The organism is Teredinibacter franksiae (genome assembly GCF_014218805.1).
In the GTDB taxonomy this organism is placed as follows: Bacteria; Pseudomonadota; Gammaproteobacteria; order Pseudomonadales; family Cellvibrionaceae; genus Teredinibacter; species Teredinibacter franksiae.
Genome location: NZ_JACJUV010000001.1, coordinates 3738622 through 3758818 on the forward strand (window position 1 = coordinate 3738622; position 20197 = coordinate 3758818).

The 20197-nt window shown below is 46.7% G+C and carries 14 protein-coding genes and 1 pseudogene; 9 read left to right on the forward strand and 6 right to left on the reverse strand.

Going from position 1 to position 20197, the window contains the following annotated elements; all coding sequences use genetic code 11:
- Positions 1-3 precede the first annotated feature (3 nt).
- Positions 4-1491 carry a glutamate synthase subunit beta gene (locus H5336_RS15780; protein WP_185235210.1) on the forward strand — a complete coding sequence of 496 codons (1488 nt, stop codon included), beginning with the start codon at positions 4-6 and terminating at the stop codon, positions 1489-1491.
- A gap of 206 nt (positions 1492-1697) precedes the next feature.
- Here the strand turns inward: H5336_RS15780 and tnpC are convergent, their stop codons facing one another.
- The 3 genes from tnpC to tnpA (H5336_RS15795) are packed head-to-tail and all read right to left on the reverse strand — an operon-like array spanning position 1698 to position 3855.
- On the reverse strand, positions 1698-3194 hold the full coding sequence (gene tnpC, locus H5336_RS15785) for an IS66 family transposase (RefSeq protein WP_185235211.1): 1497 nt from the start codon (positions 3192-3194) through the stop codon (positions 1698-1700).
- A 20-nt stretch (positions 3195-3214) separates the two neighbouring features.
- The gene (tnpB, locus tag H5336_RS15790) at positions 3215-3571 is read right to left on the reverse strand and encodes an IS66 family insertion sequence element accessory protein TnpB (RefSeq protein ID WP_185235212.1); all 357 of its coding nucleotides are present in this window, start codon (positions 3569-3571) and stop codon (positions 3215-3217) included.
- Positions 3568-3855, reverse strand: coding sequence for an IS66 family insertion sequence element accessory protein TnpA (gene tnpA, locus H5336_RS15795; protein WP_185231017.1), 288 nt, complete (start codon positions 3853-3855; stop codon positions 3568-3570). The genes tnpB and tnpA (H5336_RS15795) overlap by 4 nt, the downstream gene beginning before the upstream one ends.
- A gap of 621 nt (positions 3856-4476) precedes the next feature.
- On the opposite strand from tnpA (H5336_RS15795), the gene H5336_RS15800 reads away from it, so the two are divergent.
- Complete coding sequence (locus tag H5336_RS15800; RefSeq protein ID WP_185235213.1) at positions 4477-4614, forward strand: hypothetical protein; 138 nt, start codon at positions 4477-4479, stop codon at positions 4612-4614.
- 581 nt (positions 4615-5195) lie between these two features.
- On the opposite strand, the gene H5336_RS24025 is transcribed toward H5336_RS15800, so the two are convergent.
- Together H5336_RS24025 and H5336_RS15810 are read right to left on the reverse strand one after the other, a co-directional pair.
- A complete protein-coding gene (locus H5336_RS24025) occupies positions 5196-7022 on the reverse strand; it encodes a pectate lyase family protein (protein WP_185235214.1) in 1827 nt (608 codons plus the stop codon).
- 103 nt (positions 7023-7125) lie between these two features.
- Positions 7126-8985: a pectate lyase family protein gene (locus H5336_RS15810; RefSeq protein ID WP_185235215.1), complete on the reverse strand. Its 1860-nt coding sequence runs from the start codon at positions 8983-8985 to the stop codon at positions 7126-7128.
- Positions 8986-10274: 1289 nt separating this feature from the next.
- On the opposite strand from H5336_RS15810, the gene H5336_RS15815 reads away from it, so the two are divergent.
- The 7 genes and pseudogenes from H5336_RS15815 (at position 10275) to H5336_RS23055 (ending at position 17937) form a co-directional block, all read left to right on the forward strand.
- Complete coding sequence (locus H5336_RS15815) at positions 10275-13406, forward strand: PKD domain-containing protein (RefSeq protein ID WP_185235216.1); 3132 nt, start codon at positions 10275-10277, stop codon at positions 13404-13406.
- A 262-nt stretch (positions 13407-13668) separates the two neighbouring features.
- On the forward strand, positions 13669-14118 hold the full coding sequence (gene tnpA / locus H5336_RS15820) for an IS200/IS605 family transposase (protein WP_185235217.1): 450 nt from the start codon (positions 13669-13671) through the stop codon (positions 14116-14118).
- A gap of 210 nt (positions 14119-14328) precedes the next feature.
- Positions 14329-14616, forward strand: coding sequence for a hypothetical protein (locus tag H5336_RS15825; RefSeq protein WP_185235218.1), 288 nt, complete (start codon positions 14329-14331; stop codon positions 14614-14616).
- A 649-nt stretch (positions 14617-15265) separates the two neighbouring features.
- Positions 15266-15961 carry a spermine/spermidine synthase domain-containing protein gene (locus tag H5336_RS15830; RefSeq protein ID WP_185235219.1) on the forward strand — a complete coding sequence of 232 codons (696 nt, stop codon included), beginning with the start codon at positions 15266-15268 and terminating at the stop codon, positions 15959-15961.
- A gap of 452 nt (positions 15962-16413) precedes the next feature.
- Positions 16414-16680, forward strand: a complete 267-nt coding sequence (locus H5336_RS15835) for a hypothetical protein (protein WP_185235220.1) — start codon at positions 16414-16416, stop codon at positions 16678-16680.
- Between the two features lie 696 nt (positions 16681-17376).
- Positions 17377-17424 (forward strand): annotated as a pseudogene (locus H5336_RS23655) (hypothetical protein); the annotation flags it as partial.
- A 51-nt stretch (positions 17425-17475) separates the two neighbouring features.
- Positions 17476-17937 carry a DUF2179 domain-containing protein gene (locus H5336_RS23055; RefSeq protein WP_246439111.1) on the forward strand — a complete coding sequence of 154 codons (462 nt, stop codon included), beginning with the start codon at positions 17476-17478 and terminating at the stop codon, positions 17935-17937.
- A gap of 9 nt (positions 17938-17946) precedes the next feature.
- Here the strand turns inward: H5336_RS23055 and H5336_RS15845 are convergent, their stop codons facing one another.
- Entirely contained in the window at positions 17947-19995 is a 2049-nt protein-coding gene (locus H5336_RS15845) for a hypothetical protein (protein ID WP_185235221.1), read from the reverse strand.
- Between the last annotated feature and the right edge of the window lie 202 nt (positions 19996-20197).

The window sequence follows — 20197 nt, forward strand, 5'->3', positions numbered from 1 at the left end:
ATTATGGGAAATCCAACAGGTTTTTTAAAAGTTGATCGCGCTCTGCCAGCCGACAGGGATCCACAAAAGCGTTTAGTGGACTGGCAAGAAGTGCACGAACACATGCCAGAAGCTGGCATTCAAGAGCAGGCATCGCGATGCATGGATTGCGGCGTGCCCTTTTGTCAAAGCGGCATTAGTGAGTTCGCCCCGCGCGTTGCCGGTTGCCCGGTAAACAATTTAATTCCAGAATGGAATGACCTGATTTATCACGGTCGCTGGAAGGAAGCGATTGAGCGTTTACATCACACCAACAACTTTCCAGAATTTACCGGCCGTGTTTGTCCGGCTCCTTGTGAAGGTTCGTGTGTGCTAGGCATTAATGCACCTGCGGTAACGATTAAACTTCACGAATACGCCATTATTGAGCGGGCCTTTGAAGAGGGTTGGGTACAGCCCGAACCACCTGCAAGCCGTTCCGGTAAAACCATAGCCGTTGTAGGTTCTGGACCATCGGGTTTGGCGGCGGCAGCGCAACTGAATAAAGCGGGCCATTTGGTGACGGTTTACGAACGTGCCGACCGTATTGGTGGTTTGTTGATGTATGGCATTCCCAATATGAAGTTGGAAAAACATTATGTGGATCGTCGTATCAACATAATGAAAGAAGAAGGCATAGTCTTCGTTACCAATACTGAAATAGGCAAAGACATTTCAGCAAAACAATTGCACAAAGATTTTGATGCGGTGGTTATTGCAACAGGCGCGACTAAGCCCCGCGACTTGCCTGTTCCCGGTCGAGAATTAAACGGCGTTCATTTCGCCATGGAATTCCTCGGTAAAAACACCAAGAGCTTGCTTGATAGTAATTTAGAAGACGGCAACTACATTTCTGCTAAAGGCAAAAATGTAGTGATTATCGGTGGCGGTGACACCGGCACCGACTGTGTGGCCACCTCTCTACGCCACGGGTGTGAGCACGTTTCTCAGTTGGAAATTATGCCACGCCCCTTCGAAGAGCGTGCCCCCAACAACCCTTGGCCAGAATGGCCAAAAACTCTGTTGGTGGATTACGGGCAAAGTGAAGCGATTGCCTTACAGGGCGACGACCCACGCCACTATCAGGTCATGACCAAAAAGATTGAAGACGATGGCAAAGGCAATGTAAAAGCCGTCCACACGGTTCAAATCGAATGGCGGCAAGACGAGCAGGGCCGTATGGTTCCGCAAGAATTGGTGGGCACTGAAAAAGTAATGGCTGCCGATTTGGTGTTGCTGGCTATGGGTTTTCTAGGCCCAGAAGAAAAAATTCTACAAGACTTAGGCGTAGAGCAAGATCAGCGCAGCAACGCCAAAGCCGACTACGATAAGTTTGCGACTAGCGTTAAAGGTATATACGCCTGTGGTGATGCACGTAGAGGGCAGAGTTTAATTGTGTGGGCTATTGATGAAGGCCGACGTGCCGCGCGAGAAGTTGATGCGTTTTTGATGGGTGAGAGTTTTTTACCTTAATACGCGCAGCCAAAGAGGGGTGTGATTTGCCCTAGAAAATTGACTGATACAAAACCGGCGCTCTAGTGCCGGTTTTTTTATGCCTATGAGTAAAGGCTACCAGCATAGTAATTGAAAGCGGCTCAAAGGGTTTGTGGCTATTAGTTGTAACAGGGTGGAATGACCGGTTACGTTGAAAGAGCCGTAAGCGCCAAACCAACCACACCCTAACCAAGCTGGACATTCCAAGGCAACAATCCCTCAATCTGCTCAACATTTTGCGCATTGGGTAGTTCTTCAAAAATATGTTGCAAATAGTCGTACGTATTCAGGTCGTTAGCCTTGGCTGTTTCTATCAGACTGTAAAGATTTGCGCTAGCTTTAGCGCCCGCCTGACTCTTACTGAACATCCAGTTTTTGCGACCAATAGCAAAGGGGCGTATTGCACGTTCGGCAGCATTATTATCGATGGGATAGCACCCATCTTCCAGGTAGGCGATTAATCGATCCCACTGGTTGTTCAGGTACACCAATGCTATACCGAGTTTTGTTTTCGGTGCCACCGACTGTAAGCTTTTATCCAACCATTCTTTGATTTTGTCGAGGATGGGTTTTGCCTGCTCTTGGCGAACTTGGTAGCGTTTATCCGGTGGTTCGTCCTTTATTTTCTTTTCAATCGCGTACAGCTTGTGGATATAGGCTAAGGCTTGATCAGCTTTGCCTGTTTTACCCTTTTTCTGTAAATTTTGAGCCTCTTTGAACTTTCTTCTGGCATGAGCCCAGCAACCTAAGCGGGTAATACCGTACTCATCACAGGCTTTTTGGTACCACTCGTAGCCGTCGACCATAATGGAGGTATTTTCGGCGCTAAGTAGCTCGATGGGTACCCGTTGCCCTCGGTTATCCGCATAGTGGAATACGTAAACCGACTGTGGACCTGTGCTGGTCATTACCCACATGTAGCTTTTGCTTTGTGCGGTCTTTCCCGGCTCTTCCAATACCTGTAGTGTGGTTTCATCCATGTGGATGTACGGTGGCTTGTGGAGGTAATCAATTAACAGGTTGATAAGGGGCTGTGTCAGCTCACCACACTTCACCATCCAGTTCGCCATATTAGTTCTGTCCAGCTCTATGCCGATTCGTTTGAATATCTCGCTTTGACGGTATAAAGGTAAAGCATCCGCATATTTTTGCACCGCGATGTAAGCGAGTAGACTGGGGCTGGCGATACTTTTTTCGATAGGCTGTTTGGGCTTGCCTGCCGTTACAATGTGATTGTCACAGCAGGGACAGGCATATTTTAGTCGCTTGTGGCGAACCACTTTGATTTTAGCGGGGATGATTTCCAGTTGTTCATGGTCTTCGCTGCCAATGATATTAAGAGTGCTGCCATCGTGAGGGCAGACTTTTTCCGTTTCGGTGATGTCGTGAATGATGTCTTCACGGGGAAGGTTGTCGGGTATAGTAACGCGAGGCTTACGCTTGCGAGTATAACTTTTTACAGTGGTGCTATCGCTTTCGGCGGCCTCAACTTCAACTACACATGCTTCGGCTTCGTTAAATAAGCCTAGCTGATCAGCCGATATTTTTTCACTAGAAGATCCAAAGCGTTTGCTCAGCAGGTGTTTAAGCTGTTCGTTTAATACGGCGATTTGCGTATCGCGCGCGGCAATCTTTTCGCGCAATAAATCATTTTCTTTTTGTAAATCCGCCGCATATTTCATAGCGGCTATTATACAAAATATTAGGCCACCTCGGTGAATTTTAACTGCTTATGTGGTCTAAATTTAGCAAAGTCAAAACCCCGCAATAACCAACCCCATTGCTCGTAGGTAATTGATGCGGTTGCAAGCGGGTCTTTACTCGGCCACTTAAATTTGTCCTTCTCTAGGCGTTTCTGCCACAGGGCAAAACCCGTACTGTCCCAATAGAGCACTTTGAGCTGACTGCGGTTTCTATTGCAAAACACGAACAACGCCTGGCTGTATACATCCAACTCCATCTCCTCACTCACGATAACCGCTAGGCCATTGATCGCTTTGCGAAAGTCTACTGGGTCGCGGTGCAGGTATATGGGAATCGCATTGGACCACTGGATCATGCGAGGGACTTAATCAATGATACAAAGGAAGGAATAGACATGGCTGGTGGGCAATGAACTTTACAGTTGCCCACTTCGAGGACAAGCCCCTGCCGCGAGTAAAGTTCAGGCTGTACAACCACATGCGCGAACGCACTGTCTTCCTGCGCTTTGAGCTTGGAAAGCTTTAAGTTGAAATATTTTGGATTGAGGTCGTGTTGCTTGCAAAATTCGACTTGCGATAGGCCTGACCGCTCGAATTCTGCGAAAAGTTGGGGCCAGTTGTAGGTGCGGCGCTTGGACATGATAGCCTCCTTAGTAATGGAGACTATAGGTTATTATGTTAATGTCGCGCCTTGTAGGGTGTGGTTGGATTGGCGCTTACAAAGAGCCCATGGTTTAATTAGGACTCTGATGTCCGTTTTATCAGCATCCACATTGGTTGACGACTGCCATTGGTACATAGCGCTGGCGCTCTCCTTTCTGAAATACTCATGTGTTACCCACAAGCATGATCAAGCAGTGCTCATGGATATTAATTGTCTTGATCACCTAGGCACGAATGGCTTTGATTTCTATCTGTATACGCTTCTCATGAAGAGCATATTCTTGACGACTCATTAAGTCGTTATAAGAAAAAAGGTTGGTCGAAAGGCCTGTTCACCTGAGCTACTACAGACGCTCATATTTTGTGTCTACTAAAGAGAGATCAGCTCAAGTCGAGTGATAGCCATCACGTGAATATTTGAGGTAAAAAGACATAGCCTTCGGGATACTAGGCCCCGGTGTTCAAAGTTAGCGGATTTAAGTGTTCTCGCTGGCGAAATATGTACTGGGTGGTTAGAGCGACCTATTCAGTTATCGTTAAGCGAAGCCCAGTTATTCTAATCATAATGAAACACGAATTAGGTATATAGAGGCCAGCCATGAATACACCCCTTCCAGTACTAGAAGTTCATGAAATATCATTGGTGGAGTTAATAGGGATTTTCGGGTCAAAAATACCGCAGTGGGTTATAGAGATCATTAACCAATCGGCTGAACAGATTCACTTTACCGCTTAGTCTTCGCAAAGCCCGTATCCAGCAAAAAAAACGATAAACGAGACATTAGCCATGTTAAAAATTACGTATATCCTTTGTGCTTCTTCGATCGCTTGCTCCTGATTTTGCTAGGAACAGATCTAAAACTGCAGTTAAAAATTGTGGCAGTAACGGCGGGATGCAGTAGCCGTTTTAACGTGGCCTGAACCATTCAATCGCGCAGACAAGGAATTCTAAGCAGGCCAATTTCGCTATTGGTTTTGTCGATTTCTACGGGTTTCATGGGGCTGGATTTGTTTGGGTTAAATATAGTCGACTATCTGTAAGGATGTTTTGGCCTGGTTATTTCACTGAAGCAGTTTTTTTCGACGTTTGTTTTGTCGCATTTATCTGACAGTAACATCTAGAATATGGATGTAGCCTTGTAAGGTAAAGGCTAAGGCCCTGCAGCTTTGGTGCTTGGGTCTTGCCACTAATTGCAGCGCGGTTTGAAGGGGTAAGCATTAGTTTTCAGATCAATTTTTTGTAGAAAAAACCCGGCAACAATAAAGGCTGCCGGGTTTGCGTTTATCAATTACTTAATACTACCAACTAAGATTGCTTTATATTTTTCCTACACCTGCAGAAGGTGGCGATGAAGGGGCAGAGCCTACGTTGTCGCTATAGGGTGGTCTGCTAACGGATTGGTCTGCATCGAGAAGATTGCTACCTACGCCGCCGAATTTACTCTCATCCCATACGTTGGAGCTTGTCCATGTTAGGCTGCCTTCGTTTTCTGAGGCCTTAAGAATTTTACCAGCATCGGCTACGTTATTGGCTTCTGCGTAGATTCTACCTTCAGGGCCAATACGCATGCAGGAGTCTTGGTTGTCCCAGTAGTTGTTATACACATGAACATAGCCAAAGCGAACACGCGGTGTGCGGTTGTTTACGCGATCGAACCAGTTGTGATGATAGGTTGTTCGGAGGTGACCGCGGTCCAAAGATGCGACGTTGTCACTATGGCCAACGAGACTGGTTTTTGAAGTGCCGTCGAAGTGGTTGTACGAAATGGTAACCAAGTCGGCGCCGCGCTTGGTATCGACTGAACCATCATAGGCCGGTTCAAAAGTGTTGTGGTCAATCCAAACATGGTGGGACCAGCACTGAATGGTAATTGAGTCATCGGCAGAGTTGGTAAACCGAAGGTTTCTGACAACGATATTACTAACCGGTGTGGTGACATTGTTTTCGCCTTCGTCACAGGAGTCGCCCGCGCCTAGGCCATCGTGCCAGCTACTAATATTCAAACCGAATCCGTTAAGAGTAGCACCACTACCTGAGCCAATAATGGTTTTGTTTGAACCAGCAACACGCAGCATTTTACCGCCACCATTACTTATAGTGCCCTGTACCTGAATAACTAAGCGCTCGTTAGACTGAACATATTGCTGAAGTTGTGAATAATTACTGGCGGTAACAGTTCTGCCGCCTTTGCCTCCGGTTGTTGTGTTCAAGCCGTGACCGCTGGTATTGGCGAAGCCACCCATTGATGAGTCTGGGTTGACATTGACGCTACTTGAAGACGAGCTGCTGGAGCTGTTAGACGAACTACTGCTCGAGCTGGAGCTACTGGAAGAGCTTGAACTCGACGAGCTGTTGCCGGAACAAGATCCGGTAGACAGATCGTTGCCTAGCAACACAATGGTGTCGACATTGGATAAACCACTACCGGTGTTTGCTTCTAGCCGAATAGTATTATTGCCGCCATTCAAGTTTACGGTAGTGCTAACTGAAGTCCAGCTGCTCCAAGAGCCGGTAGAATCGAAATCCACGGAGCCAACGGAAGTGCCATTTATAATCACGTTTGCGTTACGGTTATCGCTGGAACCGTTCGCGTAACGCCATTCGAGTGAATAGCTACTGCCGTAGGGCACATTAACGGCCCAATCAATACCTTTGCTATTCGAGTTGTCGGTATTGGCAAATCCGTCGCCGGTGTATCCACTGTTGTTGGAGTCAACTGAACCGTCTACACCACAAAAGCCTGCGTTGTTTTCCTGAATCGTGAGCTTGGTTGAATTGGAAGAGCTGCTACTTGAGCTTGAAGAGCTGCTGCTAGAGTTTGATGAACTTGAACTTGAACTTGAACTTGAGCTACTCGATGATGAACTGCTGGACGAAGAGCTGCTTGTGCCATCGCACGAGCCCATTGGGCTCCATGAAGAATCGCTGCCTGGTATAGAGTTGGTATACCAATTAGCCTGATACAACTCACCCTGATGAGTCATTTGATCACCGCTGCTGGCGTGGTTGTAATCACCGCCGGACCAGTCTTTCGATGTCCAGTTCGGGTATTCGTTTACACCGCTGCAATCAGCTGCAAGGGTAGTGGCAGAGGCAAACAACAAAGCCAATAGTGCCGTTGAGCCCAATATTTTTTTTTTCATTACCTGTTCCTCTAATTGCTTTTCTGCACAATTAAAATTAATTACGCTGTAATAACGGTAAAAGAAAGCGCCCGGTTCGGGCGCTTAGTTCACTGGGGAAAACTTAGTTGCAGTTACCTATTGTGCTCCAAGAGGCGTCACTGCCGGGCACGTTATTGGTGTACCAGTTCGCTTGATAAAGCACACCCTGATATACCATCTGGTCACCGGCGCTGGCGTGGTTGTAGTCGCCACCGGCCCAGTCTTTCGCTGTCCAGTTGGGGTACTCATTTACGCCACTGCAGTCACCGCCATTGTTATTTGAACTGCTCGAACTCGTGGATGAAGAAGAATTGCTGGTCGAACTAGACGAGCTTGAGCTAGACGATGAAGAGCTGCTGGTCGAACTAGAGGAGTTTGAGCTGGACGAACCATTGCCACCTGATATCTCCACGAAATCTATATTTGCCAGACCACTGCCATTGGTTGCTTCCAGTCGAATTCTATTGGTTCCTGCCGAGAGGGAAACGCTGGCTGATGTTAGAGCCCAGCTGGCCCAGGCACCGGTGCCTTGAAAATCCACGTTACCAACAGCCGTATTGCCGTCCACTTTAATCGCGCCGGGGCGGTTGGTGGCGCCATTGGCATAGCGGAAGGTGAGTGTGTAGTTGCCATTGGATGGAACGGAAATCGACCACTCAATACCGGTGCCGCTGCTGTTATCGGTATTGGCGAATCCGCTGCCGGTATAGCCACTGTTGTTGGTTTCAACCGCGCCATCAACACCTACGAAGCCTGTGCCGTTTTCTTGGACAGTCAGTGGGTTCGAGCCATTGTAAACAGCTGCGCTGCCAGAATTTGAGCTTGAGCTATTGGATGAGCTTGAGCTGCTCGAAGAAGTGGAACTTGACGAACTACTGGATTGAGATTGGCAGGAGCCGTTGGAGGTTCGCAGGCCATTGTTAGCACCGGCAGTGCTTTGAACAATCTGTGGCACACAGCCGGCATCATCCATGGAGTAGGAATAGGGAATGCTGACTGAAGTTGTAGATTGCACATTCGGGCCGGCAGGATACTTCTCGTCGCCTTGGCTCGACCAGCTCACGTTAGTAAAAATGTTCTGGTTTACTTGCCATGAACCGCGATCGTTAGTATAGAAAGTACCGAGTGGATCTTTGGCATCTTGAAAATAGTTTTTTTCAACTTTGGCTTTTCCGCCTGCACGTGCATTAATACCTGATTTATTAATACCATCATAAAAGTTGTTATAAATATGTGCGGTACCACCACGTAACAAGGGCGCGCGTGAGTCGATATTGCTAAATAGGTTGTGGTGGTAAGTAATGGGGCCGTTGCCGGTATCACTTTCACTTGAACCCACCAAACCACCGCGGCCGGAATTTTTTAGAATACTGTAGGAGAGCGTAATGTACTTAGTGTTGGCCTTGATATCGAACAAGCCATCGTAACCTTCGTTTTCACCCCCAAAGGCTTCCAGCGTACAGTGGTCTACCCAAATGTTAGAAACATTGGATTCCATGCCAATGGCGTCGCCCCCGTTGGAAGTGGTGCCACCCGATTTTTTAACGTCTCGGATATGGAGATTTTGCAAGATAATATTGCGGGAACTGCGAATATGAATACCAATTTCGTCGAAAACAGCACCGCCACCCACGCCAATAATCGAAATGTTTTCGATTTCTTTGAGTTCGATAACACCATCTTTGGTGTTGCAGCTACCGCTAACTTTTGAGGTGTTGCCAGGTGTGATGGTACCCGAAACCTCAATAATAAGCGGTGTATCGTCGTTTGCGCGATTACAAATCGCTGCGTGAATTTCTGTGCCCGTAGAAGCACTTACCCTGTTACCGCCTTGCCCACCTGTTGTGCCTCCATTTTGGGTTGCAAAACCCGTTGCAGCTAAAGCGGAACCACATGTAAAGGTGAAAATAAGCGCGCTACAGGCGCGGAGATATCTTTTCATAGTATTGACCCTCATTTATTCATTATTGCTTTCGGAACCGGTCACGACTTACTGCGATGAGATACAGCCTGCATTCGCGATAAGTGTGCCATTTGGTTTTGTGAAAAACGGATTAATTTAAGCCCCTGTTGTTCATTGTCATCGTTCGGTATGGGCATTTAAGAAAGGGAAACTTTATTATGTGCACACCGAGACAAAATGAAGACTTGGAATAACTAGGGTTCGCAAAGCGAATTTGAAACCGGTTGACCGGTTTGGTCAGTCCGATTCGGCCAATGTTAGGTCACATTTGGTAATACAGCTAGGAGTTTCTGGCTGTTTTTTAGGACATTTTGTAATATGGAGTACGATAATAATGTTATGAACGCGTTAAATATATTATTAAATGATCTCGCTCAATTAAAAGAAATATCATATACCAGTAATTATTCTAAATTGTTATTTTGGCGGGATTGCTTTATTTGTTCCCAAATTAAAAAAGACAGAGAGCGACACTGCAAAAGGAAAAAGTGGTCAGCCAGGTTAAGGGCGTCCGGTAAAAGAAGGTTTGTTCGGTTCGAAGTAATACTATTTGGTCGTGCCACGCAGAGGCGAAAATAAAGTAATAAAAGGTGCCCGTAAGTCTCTCAATGAAGGGATGCAAGTTGGTGTTGATAAGGCTGCGTTCTTTTCTCTGATCGCTCTAGCGGTTTATCCCACAAGCTGGATGGAATCTTGTAATTGAGGCGGCGTACTGTGGGCGGGTGGTGCACTTAGATGTTGAATTCGCCAATTACTTATAACCGCAGCGGTATAAACATGAATGTAAAACGCCCCACCTAGACAATAACACGGTCTTCCTCCTACTGATGGAGGTGTTCGTAGACTTTGTCGGGGGCGGGATCTGAACCTCACCGAAATGCCTGTCGTTACCCAGGGGAACGAGCACGATTGACTGCAGGCCTCCGAGCGACGCAGGAAGCCAACGCTGAGTGGTAATAGGCTGTGGTGACGAGTGATATTGATTGCGTTCTGATTCTGGGCATAGATCAGTCATTGGGGTTCACTGACACATGGAAAGGCGGTTGTGCAGTAGTTCAATCTTTAGGCGCTTGTTCAGCGCAACAACGAGGTTGCCGGGTAACATCCGCAATACGGTTTAGCGAGCTGTCTACCCTTATATGTACTATTTCGGGACCTTTTTCTGATTGTGTTGATTGTGGCGCTAATACTACAATTCACTTCGCTTCCAATTACTTAACAACACAAACATCGTGGGGCTACGACCTCAACTACAAAAGGAACTTCACATGCGCAAAATACTTACAGGAGCTACATGGCTATTGTCATTAGCTTTGTTCAGCAGCCTTTCAGTCTCTACGGTTGCTCAAGATACCAGCAGCGTATGCTTGCCAACAGATTATAAAGATAAGCTAGTGACATGGTGTGAAAAAAAGCTAGCCAAGCCTAAATTTCAAAATAAATCTAATAGCTGGAAGAAGCAATTCTGTGAAGAACTGCTAAGTAACGAAGCGCCTGAAGCTGTCGCTTTTGGCCCAGCGGTTGTTGATGTTCATGGCTATTTCACGCTGGATGCCTCGGCTTCCTCTGATGTGGATGGCGATGTACTTAGCTATAGCTGGCAACAGACAGCAGGTATGCCTGCAATCGCCATTAGCGGGCTTGACGGTACAGCGCCTGAATTTTACGTGGGCAAGGGCAGTGAAGGTGAGCTTGTGTTTGAAGTGAGCGTCAGCGATGGAGACGAAACCAGTGTTGCTGAAGTGGTGGTACCTGTAAATCAATGCATGGATGACCCTTCAGCGATGTTCACCAATTGTATAGACCCCGCTTGGGGCTCAGTAAGTGGCTGGGAAATGCTAGATGACGGTAACTACACCAACTACCACTATGAAGAAGGTCATAATGAGTTTTTGATTAATTGGCAGATTCTCGACACCGCTGAGTCTGGCTATGATCAGGTGATCGATATCGCCTATAACGACCAAGCGGGTGTAAATGGCTATACGCGGCTGTATACGGCAGGAGGTTTTGGTGTAACTAAAGATCTCAGCGCTTATTACAACGGTACGTTGGAGTTTGATGTTCGCGTACTGGATTGGGCAAACGCTAGCGATATGATGCTGAAACTGGAATGCATTTACCCCTGTGAGAGCGGCCACTTCCAATTGCCTTTAGATAAAAACGCTGAATGGCAGCATGTCTCCCTTCCAATATCCGCACTAGCTGACACAGGCCTAGATTTAACTGCCGTGGAGATTGGCTTTCAGGTATTCCCAAACTGGGGGCAACAAGCGGGTGTACATTTTCAGGTAGACAACATTCACTGGCTGGGAGGTGAAATTGCCGGCCCTGTCAACATTGACTATAGTATGTGGACCATAGGTGACTACAGTGGTACCACTGGCCTGGATGATATTTACACCACTGAAAACTCCGTACATTTTACCCCCACCTGGAACACTGTCGACGACTTCTTCGGTGCGAACTACTATTTCAGCACGCCACTGAATCTTGATGGTGGGAGTCTGTCTTTCGATGTATATTTACCTCAATCTGCTGTGGAGTCCAGCGGTGCGCTAGGTATTTATATTTATGACACAAGCTGGAATGGCGCCTATATATCTTGGTCGCAATACAGCCACTATGTGGGCGATGCATGGAATACCATTAGCTTTAATCCCTTCGATGTGAATGCTTTTACTGGCCACGACGAAGCTTTCAACCCCGCTGCCATCCAGCTTATTGATATTTTGTTCTTTGCTGCTGGCAGTACGGGTAGTCCGGGCGAATTCGCCATTGGCAATGTACAAATTCACGAAGGCAGCGGTCCTGATAACCCCGATTCTGGTGGTGGAGATAACGGCGGAGATACCAGTGGTGATGGTGTGATTACGCTTGACTCAGGTAACTGGACAACCATCGATATTGTCGGCTCGCCTACAACCGAATACCAAGGTCGTAACAGCGGTGTGGATGTCTTCCCGCAATCGGGGAATGCCGGTGATACGCGTTTTTTTGTTAATGATCTAGGCAGCCCGATAAATCTACTTGGCGGGCGCCTAGATGCATCACTTGAATTTTCGGCTGAGCTGGCTGGCAACCCAATAAGTGCACAGCTTGTTATAGTTGACGATCAAGGGCGTTCGGCAGGTACCTATTCGGAAATGCCATTCGACGAAGGCTCTGTGGGCTTCTCTCAAACCATTTACGGTGATGATGACGCCTTCCTCGACTACAGGGACGAAGGGTTCGATTTCACCGCAGTTGCCAGCGTTGGTCTTAAAGTTATTTTTCAAGATGAGATTACCGAGAGTGCAGGTACCGTTTCCCTCTCTTCCGTCCAGATAACTGTAGGTGGCGGCCGGCCTTTTCAAAATGCTCTATATTTCTTTAATGATCCCGTAAGTGTGAGCGACTGGTTTTTTGGTCCATCAGAAAACAGCCCAGCGTCTGTTGATATTCTTCATACTATCGAACACTGGCGAGGGGAAGGCGCGCTGGCTGTTGACCCCACCTGGCAGTCTGAAACCGACTCATTCACTTTGATGACTCTTCTGTCTACCGCTAACCCATTGAATCTAACAAATGGTGCGCTTTTTGCTGATTTTGAAATACCCGCGGATTACATTAACGACGGTAATTTACTCATCAATATTTTCTTTGAAGACATTTTTGGAAATGACGGGCACCTAACGCCTCTGGAGCTTAGTTGGATAGACCCTGAAAATGGAACAATATCTATTGGCTCCGGAGTTGCCCCTGAATCTTTGGAAAGCTCTGACACAGATTTTGATATGTCACAAATTACGGCTATTGGTGTTCGTATTCAGGCAAACGGTAAACCTGTAGATGTAGGAGGCCGAATTGTAATTGATCGCATTCAGCTTTCAGAGTCGGGCGGCTTCCAAGCGCTGGCGGAACCGGTTTCTGAAGGCTCAGGCGAAGAGCCTGTTACGGGAACCCCCGTAAACTTGCAAGTGGAGGTGAATGCGGGTGAAGGCTTCGGTTGGTATTTTGAGGGGGGTGAACTGGTCCTTAATCCCGTTTGGACAGCGAACGGCGACAGCGTCAATTTATATCACTACCCGGAGTCGCCCGCCAGCTTGGAGACTGGTAGTCTTTCTATCGACGTCTTTCTGCCTGCAAGCTACATTACTAGCGGCGTGTTAATGCAATTAATCGTGCACGACTTAAACTATAACTCAGTAATTACCAAACCCATTTATAGTGCGGATCTGGTAGGTGATGCCTGGAACACAATTTCACTGACTGACATTCCCAGTGCATCACTGGTATTTCTTAGTGAAGATTTCGATGTGACCACCATCAATCAAGCATCGTTCTTCTTAAGCATGCCAACAAGTGAAGGCTTACCTACCGACGATATTCGCGTACGTAATTTTAAGTTTAATCCTTAGCCCAGTGCTCAGCTGGAGAGCTGGAGAGCTGAGCATAAAAAAGACAGCAATCCGTGTCTATGTCGAGTTACAGTCTACGGAAGTGGTTTTGGCTTGCCGGGGCCTGATGAAAAATCCGATGTCAGTAATGTCATCGGATTTTTTATGTTCCTTGACCTCTGGGGGGGGCTGCGCAATTTGGGACGGCGTTTGTGCAGAATAGTTTCGCAGTTTGAATCTCTTCGGGTTTTATTCCCCGCCGCTTGCGGCGTAAAATTGAAGTATGAGTGAATATATTCATAAGAGCCATAATGTGACTGTGTTGTTGTATCACCTTGTTTTTCCTGCGAAGTATAGGCGAGTGGTGTTTGATAGCGGTGTAGATAGAGCATTACTAGAGGTGTGCCAAGAGATCGAGAAACGCTATGAATTAAAGTTTCTTGAGATAGGTACGGATAAGGACCATGTTCATTTTTTAGTGCAGTCTGTACCCAAATATAGCGTTACAAAGCTAGTGACAGTGATAAAAAGCTTGATTGCTCGCGAAGTCTTTAGAAAGTGCCCGCATGTAAAGAAGACGTTGTGGGGCGGGGAGTTTTGGTCCGATGGTTATTTTGCAAGTACAGTGGGTAAGCACGGAGACGAAAATACGATTATGAGCTATGTGAAGAATCAGGGAAAAGAGGCTGAATATAAAGAGGTACATAAGGACCACCAGCTGGCATTATTCTAAAATACCCCGCTTCGAAAGAAGTCGAGCCTAGGCGAGAGGGCTTGCCCCGGGGATCTTTATGTACGCCTTCGTTTAAACTGACTTGCTCAATTGCTGGTGTGGGCTCAATGTCATGCTATCGGCGATGGGTTGCGAAAAATAATTTGAACCTTACTAGCGAGGCATACGACCTAACGGTAACTTTCTTCAAAAAAATGAAAAGGTACTGTTATGACGCTTCACTCGATTGTTAAAGCTGCAATGGTTACTTCCATATTATTCGGTTCTGTATGCCATGCCGATACGTCCTCCGAGGGCATGGCTACAGGCAAGCATCAACACAAGCCTATCACCGTTACAAAACCTATTGATATGGCAGCGCCAGCGCTGGCTAGGGGCTCTTCAGCTAGCGCCAAAGACGGGTCTTTTCAAAATGTTCGTTCTGCCTATAGGCTTTGTCCAGATGGGACGATGATCAATGCAGGTGAAAAATGCCCAGAAAAGAATACTACAAAGTAGTACACCAGTATTTTGATGGTTTGGGTCTGCGCCTCTATCGTGCACCTAGCCAGCAGGATGCTCGGTGCCTTTTCGGGGTGGTTCCGCCCCACCCTGAAAAGGTGCTCCATACCCATGGCAGCCTACCTGCGCGCTATGCAGGCCAGCGGACGGCTTTCCCATGATGGCGTCAACGCTAAAATTTGATAATGTAAATAATGCCAAAAATAGAGTAATTCCCGGTATAATTGTATCTAAATGCCTATGCTGCTGCTCGGAGTTAAAGATAGTTCAGAAAACAGAGCGCTCGGCCCAGGAATTTGTGCTGTTGGGGTGTCTGGATGATTTGATCAATGACTCAAATCCAGATCACGATCGGCTTATCCTGTCTTGACAAATTTTATTTTGTGAATCATCCAGTTGGTAGGCTCGGGATGCCATGGCTATGAATGGCGCTAATGGTGAATATGTTTAAGGTGGTGTTGGGTCTGAGTTGGGGGGCCGGTCTTGTATGGAGATTTACACTATCTAATCAATTAATAGAGGCGCCCTTTAGGCCGCCGTGGAAACGTTAGCAGTAAACTCTATGAATTTTAAAGCATCGAGCAGTAATTTCTTGCAAATAATTTTTTACAGCGCCTAGATGAAAAATGTAACCACGGCGCGCAAAATGAAGCCTTTAAGCAAACTCGCGATAGCGAAGATACCCAATAATGGCGGCGAATTAACTTTATTTTGCCGCGAAGAAGAATTTTCTATTCGGCTTTCCGGCGTACGCGGGGAGTTAATGAATAGTCGGGTTTATAATTCCGAGCAGGAATTGGCAAAGCTGGGTTGTGCTCATATTCAAAATAAAGATAATGCGGAGGTGTTAGTCGGTGGTTTGGGTATGGGTTATACCTTGGCGTCAGCACTGGAGAGCGTTACTGCAAACTCACGGGTCACTGTGGCGGAGCTTGTTCCTGAGGTGGTTGAATGGAATCAAGGCCCGCTGGGTGAATGTGCGGGCAAGCCATTAGCCGATGGCCGCTGCCAAGTAAGGTTGGGCGATATTGTCGAATTAATTAGATTGCAGCAACCAGATTTTGATGCCATTTTACTGGATGTTGATAATGGTCCGGAGGGTATTACCCATAGCAATAACAATTGGTTGTATTCCACCAGCGGCTTAGACGCCTTATATAACAGTTTACGCCCTGAAGGCATGTTGGCCGTGTGGTCTGCCGGAGCAGACCCTATGTTCACTATTCAACTAAAAAAAGCTCGGTTCTCAGTTGAAGCGCGCACCGTGAGATCTAGGCCGGGTAAAGGCAGTCGACATACCATTTTTCTAGCAAAAAAACTTTGCGTTAGCCCCCGGTGGTAACCCGTTTAGGTCGGCCTGACAAACACTTGCAGTTTGACGCATGTATATACGCGACGTCGTTATGCTTTGCGCTATATTTCAGGGCGAATCATGACAATAGTCGCAGACTGGATGGGTGTTGATTCATAGCGTGATTCCAGCGATACCTTTCTACCGCAGGTTGCAGAACCCGAATGGCATGACCACTTTGGATACTCTTGCGGGTGGCGTGTTTACAGTAGGTGCAGGCGGAATTGAGCGGCTCTATGTTATACGTAATTTTAATATGGCTTGAGCCTACAATACGTTGGGAATATTTTATTTTTGGACGTCGGTAATACCGGTATTGCTGAATATAGAGCTGTTAAGGTTGTAAACAAGTAAAAACATAGTCAGTGTATTTTAACGAAATTTTTTTGTCCGCTTAAAAATTCACTAAATACTAACGTTAACTTTATAGGAATTGTCTTTTAATGCTGGATAAAATTAATATTATACGAAATTACCTGAATGAAGCTAAAACTCGCTGTACATATAATGCAGCAGCTCAAGCGCTAGGCATTAAACCGGCCGAGTTTAAAAAACTAATGGGTGAACGTAGGCCGGAAAATTCTTGGTTCGTTAACACAGGTGCTGGAGAGCCAGTAGGATACGCTGACAGTGAAAAACATCCTGAGCTGTATCGGACTAAACGAATTATCACTTCTGCAGAGGTCTTAACCAGAAATCTTGAGCTGTGAGAAAAGTTAATCAGGTATTTAATATGCGCTGCATTATTGGTAGACAGCTAAAAGCGCTACTTCGCCGTAGCATGTGCTTAGCTAAAAAGCCCTAAATGTAAGGCCAGTGGAGAAACTACAAGGGTATCGCAGAGAAAAGTCGAGCTGACGCAATAGCCTTGCTATTTTATCAAAGCTGGCTCTTTGCTCTTTGCGGTTTGAACTTTCACTGATGCGCCGCTTAGGCCCTTTATATAGACGTTACGGTCTAAAGGTAAAGGGTGCCCTCTATTAATTGATTTTAGCCCCTACGCGACCTGTCAAACCTTAGGGTGAGGCGGGCTACGCAGCGGAAGGCTGGTTGTCTTTTCATGCTGGCCAACGCTGGCATATGGCTTGCTAAGCCCGAGGCCAAAAGCAATTAATAAAAATGCCCTAAAGTTTAAGTGTGGATGTGAGTGCACGACTAAGATTCTTAGTCTCAGTAAGTACTTACGAATGGTTTATAGTGCACACGTGATATTTTTGTATACATTTCTATTGGCTCCCAATTGGCCCTTCCAGTATGAACAAATTATTGGGTAGCATGCCCTATTTGTTAGCATTGCTTGTTTTTATAGCCCAAGTCATGGTTGTATCTCTAGGGACTTTTCGTACTATTGTTGTCTTTCGTGGGCACAAATTTTTAGCGGCCTTCATCGGTTTTTTGAAATCACTATATGGCTAGTTGCGGCGGGCCAGGTTTTTCAGAATCTTGATCAGTGGTATCTTGCGTTAGCCTACGCTGGCGGATTCTCCGTTGGAAATTATGTTGGTATGTGGATTGAAAATCGTTTCGCCATTGGCAATGAGCTTGTTCGATGCTTATCATTTAACCGTGATGTTTTGGCGGAAAAAATACGTAAAAAAGGCTTTGAAGTCGTTTCATTTGATGGTGATATGGGCCACGAAAAGCCGATCGAGTTATTGTTTATAGTTGAAAAACGCCGTAATGTCCCTAGCCTGATAAACTTAATTAAGACCCTTGATTCGACGGCAGTCTATTCTGTATCTGATGTAAAGAGCGTTTACGAAGGACCCGGCCCGGTAGGAAGGCGAATGTTTTTTTTAGGTAGATTTAAACTGGATGCCGAGCAGCCGAATATGGCTAGAGTCTTTGTGATAGACAGCTTAGTTTTTGGTTTGCCGGAGTCCAAAAGCAATTATAAGAGCTGCGCTAAAATTAGGCGTGGAGATGAATGCCCGCTAGCCGTGCGGATAGCGGGTAAAAGGGGATAGCTTTAGGCGTTATTCTTTAGCGTTGGATTGATTAATTAAGCCACCGAGCATGGTTGTTGCTTTACTGCTTGGAACGGCTGTGGCCATGCCGAGTTGAATCGCCGCTTTACCTGCCTCAGAATTTGCCAGGTTTACGAGGGTATCTGAGTAGGTTTTTTGCGATTGAAGTGCCGCTTTTGCGGCTTCTGTTGCGCCTTCGGCGACGTTATCGGCAAGCTTGCCCGCCAATGATGCGGATTCTGTCGTACCACTCATATCACGGAATTGATTACCGGCCTGAAGTGCGTTCAAAATATTCGTTAGGCCGGAGCCTTGTGCTCCGCTTAGGGACTGCAGGCTCTGTAGGGTTGCTTGAGATGCGTCCAAGTGTGTATCCGCAGTGCTCGTATCGGTTGCGCGACTGGCCACCATACTTTCACTGATTTCCGGTGGTAAAATAGGTATCGGTGAAGCATTCCAATCCCAAAAGCGGGTGATGTCAATTTTCTCGGCGGCGTTAGATTGACCCAAAACAGCCTCTGCAAACATGCCTTCGGTCGGCAATACAACGCTGGTTTTAGACGCGTCTTCGGGATCTTGAAGGTATTCGTGTTCAAATGCCGTTTGCTCCTCTCCTTTTTCAAAATGCCACGGTAGAGCAAGCAAGTTACCAAAAACGCCAACGGGTTTGGGATTAATTAACGCGCCTAATTTTTTTCCCTCGTAGGTTAAGCTGGAAACAAGACGTGCGATTCGATGGGGGTCTAGGTCCATCCACATTAATTGATTGAAAATGAGTTTGTCGCGTTGTAGAAACTGTACTAACTCTTCATGACTAACTTGCATGCTTAACTGGATGTTTTCGAGAGCTTCAGTGGCAGCCGATAGGGCGTGAAGGGCAGCACTTAATGCCATTTTTAATGGTTTATTGCTGGCTCTAAATGCGGCTTTAAGCGCATTAGGCATTCCGGTGGCTAAGAGCGCCTCCATTTTTTCTCTATTGGTGCTATAGGCGAGGCGGGTGGAGTCGACGACTTTTGTTCTTTCAGCTACTACGGTCTGCTGGTTTTTGAGTGCAATTTGAAGCTGCTCTTCCTTTTTGGCACTATCCATTAGCATTTGCCTCAAATCGACAAATCCGACCTTAGTGGCAATGACTACTAATGTTTCTCGGAATTTACTTAAGTTGTTATCCTCATCGAAATTGATGACTTTCATGGGAATAAAAACACAGCGTTGTGCTTTAACCGCGCGTGTTTTTAGTTGGTAAACTTGAAGTACTTCGTAATACTGTACCGTAAGTGCATGCTGGCGATTGTAATTGGCCACAACGCGTGTAGAGGCTTCGGTACTCTCGCTTTGGCTAACTTCGCGAACAGAGCTCGAGCGGCGAGAACGGGTTGCTTGGCTGAGCTGCTGTGCGCGTTGGTTGGCAAAGGAATTTGACTGTGCAGATAAGTTACGTTCACCGGTACTGACCGATGCGGTGAAGCCAAGGCTGCTCGCTACCGAGGTTGAGGCGGACGCACCGCCGAATAGAAAACCGGCATTGCCGCTGGCCTGACTTTGGGAGCTGGACCCAAAGGAGAGTGAATTACCGGTTTGTAATTCATAGGCTTGCGCCTGTTGGATTTCAGCCGTTGCTAATGTATGTTCTGTTTGGTTCGATACTTGGTCCGCTTGGCTTGTAACCGCGGCATCATTGGCTTCCTCTCTTCGGCGCCAATCAACCACGGCTATTTTAGTGACTTCCCCCGGGGCTAGGCAGAGTGAATGCAGTAGTTCGCCTAAGGCCAGTCCTTCCATAAACCAACCCTGTTCTTGGGTTAGAAGAACGCCAACGGCTGGTCGCTTTGTTTCATCTGGCAATTGTATGAACGGATCTATCGGTGCTTGGATTGCTTCACCAGGTGCTGTGTCGTCGCCCTCATAATCAGTGATATGCAGTGAAGTATAATAGGCAGAATTATTTACGGGGAGTTCATTCATCTTAGGAATAAGGTATGAGGGTGTTTCGGCGTCTGTTGTCATTTTGGGAGCTGGTCCATTGTTAGGGGCTTGGTCATTATTGGGTTCCATAAAATATCCTTAGGGTGCCTCTATTCATTGCTTTTGGCCTCTGGTTTTGTGTGTGGTCTGGCAGGCCATATTGCGGCGTTGGCATGCTTGGAAAGGCCGTTTGCTTTCGTTTCGCCGCCCGTCTTAGGTCAAGGCTTGCCAGACCGCGCGGAGGCAAAACTTAATTTCTAGAGGTGTCCCTTTGTATTTAGGCTCTTTGTGT